Annotated in this window: 1 protein-coding gene; it reads left to right on the forward strand. The window is 75.4% G+C overall.

Annotated features, from left to right (window positions below):
• On the forward strand, positions 1-5,483 hold a 5,483-nt coding region (locus ACWEK3_RS41945; protein ID WP_453252217.1), incomplete at both ends, for an SDR family NAD(P)-dependent oxidoreductase.

The raw sequence follows: 5,483 nt of genomic DNA on the forward strand, positions 1-5,483 counted from the left end.
CAGCCGCTGCTGCTGGGTTCGGTGAAGTCCAACATCGGTCACACGCAGGCGGCGGCCGGTGTCGCCGGTGTCATCAAGATGGTCATGGCGATGCGCCACGGTGTGCTCCCGCGCACCCTGCACGTGGACGCGCCGTCCTCGCACGTCGACTGGACCGAGGGCGCGGTCGAACTGCTCACCGAGCAGACCGCGTGGCCCGAGACCGGCCGCCCGCGCCGTGCCGCCGTCTCGTCCTTCGGCATCAGCGGCACCAACGTCCACACCGTTCTCGAACAGGCGCCCGCCCTCCCCGCGTCCGCCCGGGACGCCCCCGAGCGCACCGCCGGAGCCGTCCCGCTGCTGCTGTCCGGCCGCACCCGCGACGCCCTGCGCGCCCAGGCCGCCCGCCTGCTCACCCACCTTCAGAACCACCCCGAGCCGTCCCTCGCCGACCTCGGCCACTCCCTGGCCGCCACCCGCTCCCGCTTCGAGCGCCGCGCCGCGGTGATCGCGCGGGACCGCGACGGACTGCTCGCCTCCCTCAGCGCCCTCGCCGCCGGCCGCCCCGACCCCGCCGTCGTCGAGGGCGAGGCCGCGGGACGCGCCCGGACCGCCGTCATGTTCTCCGGCCAGGGCAGCCAGCGTGCCGCCATGGGCCGCGAACTGTACGAGACCCAGCCCCGGTTCGCCGCCGCGTTCGACGAGGTGTGCGCCGCCCTCGACCCGCTGCTCGACCGGCCGCTGCGCGAGGTCGTGTTCGCCGCCGAGGGCACCGACGAGGCCGCCCTGCTCGACCGCACCGGCTTCACCCAGCCCGCGCTGTTCGCCGTCGAGGTCGCCCTCTACCGCCTCGTCGAGAGCTGGGGCGTCCGCGCCGACTTCGTCACCGGTCACTCCATCGGTGAGATCGCCGCCGCGCACGTCGCCGGGGTGTTCACCCTTCAGGACGCCGCCCGTCTGGTCGCCGCCCGCGCCACCCTCATGGAGGCGCTGCCGTCCGGCGGCGCCATGATCGCGGTCCAGGCCACCGAGGACGAGGTCGCCCCGCTGCTCGGCGAGCGCCTGTCCGTCGCCGCTGTCAACGGCCCCACCTCCGTCGTCGTCTCCGGCGACGAGGACGCCGCCGTGGAGCTGGCCGCCGAGTTCTCCGGCCGCGGGCGCCGCACCAAGCGTCTGCGGGTGAGCCATGCCTTCCACTCGCCGCACATGGACGCCATGCTCGACGCGTTCCGCACGGTCGCCGAGACGCTGTCCTACGCCGCCCCCCGCATCCCGTTGGTCTCCGACCTGACGGGCCGCAGGGCCGACGACGCCGAGGTGCGCACCGCCGACTACTGGGTGCGTCACGTCCGTGACGCCGTCCGGTTCGCCGACTGCGTCCGCACCCTGCGCGACGCCGGTGCCACCCTCTTCCTCGAACTCGGCCCCGACGGACTGCTGACCGCCATGGCCGAGGACACCCTCGGCGACGGCCGCGACGATCGCCACGATCGCCACGATCGCCACGATCGCCACGATCACAACACGGTGCTCGTCCCGCTGCTGCGCGCCGGCCGCCCCGAGGAGACCGCCGCCGCCACCGCCGCGGCCCGCCTCCAGATCCACGGCGTCGACCTCGACTGGACCGCGTACCTCGCCGGCACCGGCGCCCGTCGAGTCGACCTGCCGACCTACGCCTTCCAGCACGCCCACTACTGGCCGCAGCTGCCCTCCGCCGCGCCCTCCTCGGCCGGCGACCCGGCCGACCAGAAGCTGTGGGCCGCTGTCGAGCGCGGCGACGCAGCCGAACTCGCCGCCGTCCTCGGCCTCGACGAGGACAGCCTCACTCCGCTCGACTCCCTGCTGCCCGCGCTCAGCTCCTGGCGCCGCGGCAACCAGGAGAAGGCGCTCCTCGACACGCTGCGCTACCGCGTCGAGTGGACCCGGCTGCGCAAGCCCGCCGCGCCCGTCCTCGACGGCACCTGGCTACTCGTCGCCTCCGACGCCACCGCCGACGACGAGACCGAGCTCCTTGACGGCCTCGCCGAGGCGCTCGGCACGCACGGCGCCCGGGTCCGCCGTCTCGTCCTGGACGCCGACTGCGCCGACCGGGCCGTCCTCGGCGCCCGCCTCGCCGGCACCGAGGACGTCGACACCACCGTCCACGTGCTGTCCGTGCTGCCGCTCGACGAGCGCCCCACCGGCGGCCCCGCCGGCTTCACCCAGGGCCTCGCCCTGACCATCGCCCTCGTCCAGGCCCTCGCCGACACCGGCGCCCGGGGCCGGCTGTGGACCGCCACCCGCGGCGCCGTCTCCACCGGCCCCGCCGACCCGGTCACCCGCCCCGCCCAGGCCACCGCCTGGGGCATGGGCCGCGGTGTCGCCCTGGAGCACCCCCGCCTGTGGGGCGGCCTCGTCGACCTCCCGGCCGACTTCGACCGCCGCGCCGGACAGCGCCTCGCCGAAGTCCTCGCGGTCAAGGACGCCCCCGACGGCGAGGACCAGGTCGCCCTGCGCGCCACCGGCGTGCACGGCCGCCGCCTGGTCCGCCACACCGTCGACGAGCTGCCGTCCGCCGACCGGTTCACCGCCTCCGGAAGCGTCCTGATCACCGGCGGCACCGGCGGCCTCGGCGCCGAGACCGCCCGCTGGCTGGCCCGCTCCGGCGCGGACCACCTCGTCCTCACCAGCCGCCGCGGCCCCGACGCCCCCGGCGCCGCCGAACTCCGCGCCGAACTGACCGACCTGGGCGCGAGCGTCTCCATCGTGGCCTGCGACGTCGCCGACCGCGACGCCCTCGCCGCCGTCCTCGACGGCCTGCCCGCCGACCAGCCGCTCACCGGTGTCGTCCACACCGCGGGCGTCGGCCAATACGGCCCGCTGGACGCACTGACGCCCGCCGAGTTCGCCGGCCTCACCGCCGCGAAGCTGGCGGGCGCCGCCCACCTCGACGACCTCCTCGGCGACCGCGAACTGGACTTCTTCATCCTGTTCGGCTCCATCGCCGGTGTCTGGGGAAGCGGCGACCAGAGCGCGTACGGCGCCGCCAACGCCTACCTCGACGCCCTCGCCCTGGCCCGCCGCGCCCGCGGCCTCGCCGCGACCTCCATCGCCTGGGGTCCCTGGGGCGGCACCGGCATGGCCGCCAACGACGCCGTCTCCGGCACCCTGCGCCGCCAGGGCCTGCGCCTGCTCGACCCCGCGCCCGCCCTCACCGAGCTGCGCCGCGCCGTCGTCCGTCAGGACGTCGCCGTCGCCGTCGCGGACGTCGACTGGACCCGCTACGCCCCGCTGTTCACCTCCGCCCGGCCCAGCGCCCTCATCGGCGACCTGCCCGAGGTCCGCGCCCTGGCCGCCGAGAACACCCCCGCCGACGGCGGCGAGGTGTCCGAGACCGTCCAGCGGGTCCGCTCGCTGCCCGAGCCGGAGCAACTGCGCCTGCTCACCGAGCTGGTGCGCACCGAGGCCGCGACCGTGCTGGGTCACGCCGCCGCCGACGCCGTGCCGGAGAGCCGTGCCTTCCGCGACATCGGCTTCGACTCGCTGACCGCCGTCGAACTGCGCAAGCACCTCGGCGCCGCCACCGGCCTCAGCCTGCCGAGCACCATGGTGTTCGACTACCCGACCCCGCTGGAGCTGGCCCAGTACCTGCGGGCCGAGATCGCCGGCTCCGTGCTGGAGGTCGCGGGCCCTGTCGCCACCGGCGGCGCCGACGACGAGCCCATCGCCATCATCGGCATGAGCTGCCGCTACCCGGGCGGCGTCAGCTCCCCGGAGCAGCTGTGGGACCTGGTGCTCTCCGGCACCGACGCGATCACCGACTTCCCGGTCAACCGCGGCTGGAACACCGCCGGGCTCTACGACCCCGACCCCGACCACCCCGGCACCACCTACTCCACCCAGGGCGGCTTCCTGCACGAGGCCGACGAGTTCGACCCCATGTTCTTCGGCATCTCGCCCCGCGAGGCGCTCGTCATGGACCCGCAGCAACGGCTCCTCCTGGAGACCACCTGGGAGGCCTTCGAGCGCGCCGGACTCACCCCCGCCACCCTCCGCGGCAGCCTGACGGGCACCTTCATCGGCTCCAGCTACCAGGAGTACGGAATGGGCGCCGGCGACGGCGCCGAGGGCCACCTGGTCACCGGCACGAGCCCCAGCGTGCTCTCCGGCCGCCTCGCCTACGTCTTCGGCCTCGAAGGCCCGGCGGTCACCGTCGACACCGCGTGCTCGTCCTCGCTCGTCGCGCTGCACCTGGCCTGCCAGTCGCTGCGCAACGGCGAGAGCACCCTCGCGGTCGCGGGCGGCGCCACGGTCATGACCACCCCCAACGCGTTCGTGGCGTTCAGCCGTCAGCGGGCCCTCGCCCAGGACGGCCGCTGCAAGGCGTTCTCCGACGGCGCCGACGGCATGACCCTCGCCGAGGGCGTCGGCATCGTCCTCGTCGAGCGGCTCTCCGACGCCCGCCGCAACGGCCACCCGGTGCTCGCCGTCGTCCGCGGCTCCGCCATCAACCAGGACGGCGCCTCCAACGGCCTCAGCGCCCCCAACGGCCCCTCCCAGCAGCGCGTCATCCGCCAGGCCCTCGCCAACGCCCGGGTCGCCCCCGGCGAGATCGACCTGCTGGAAGCCCACGGCACCGGCACCCCGCTGGGCGACCCCATCGAGGCGCAGGCCCTGTTCGCCACCTACGGCCGCACCCGTACGGCCGAGGACGCGCTGCTCCTCGGCTCGGTGAAGTCGAACATCGGGCACACCCAGTCCGCCGCCGGTGTCGCGAGCATCATCAAGATGGTCATGGCGCTGCGCCACGGTGTGATGCCGCAGACCCTGCACGCCGACGAGCCCTCCCGCCACGTCGACTGGAGCCCGGGCACCGTGCGGCTGCTCGGCGAGAACACCGACTGGCCGGAGACCGGCCGTCCACGCCGGGCCGCCGTGTCCTCGTTCGGCATCAGCGGCACCAACGCCCACGTCATCCTGGAGCAGGAGACCGACGCCCCCGCCGACGACGACGAGCAGCCCGCCGCGGCGCCCGTGCCCGTCGCCGCCGGCGTCGTCCCGTGGGTCCTGTCCGCCCGTGGCGCCGCCGCGCTGCGCGAGCAGGCCGACCGCCTCCTCACCCACCTCGTGACCGCCGTCCCGGCGGCCCGTCCGATCGACATCGGTCTGTCCCTCGCCACCTCCCGCGCCCTCTTCGAGCACCGTGCCGTGATCGTGCCGCCCGCCGGCACCGACCCGCTGGAGGCGCTGCGCGCCGTCGCCGCCGACGGGCCCTCGGGCGTCGTCGCCCGCGGGGTCGCCGACGTCGGCGGCCGCACGGTCTTCGTCTTCCCCGGTCAGGGTTCCCAGTGGGTGGGCATGGGTGCTCAACTCCTGGGCGAGTCGCCGGTGTTCGCGGAGCGGATCGCCGAGTGTGCCGCCGCGCTGGGGGAGTTCACGGACTGGAACCTGATCGACGTCCTGCGGGGCGTGGAGGGTGCTCCGACGCTGGAGCGCGTCGACGTCGTCCAGCCCGCGTCGTTCGC

It is taken from the genome of Streptomyces sp. NPDC004721 (assembly GCF_053601495.1).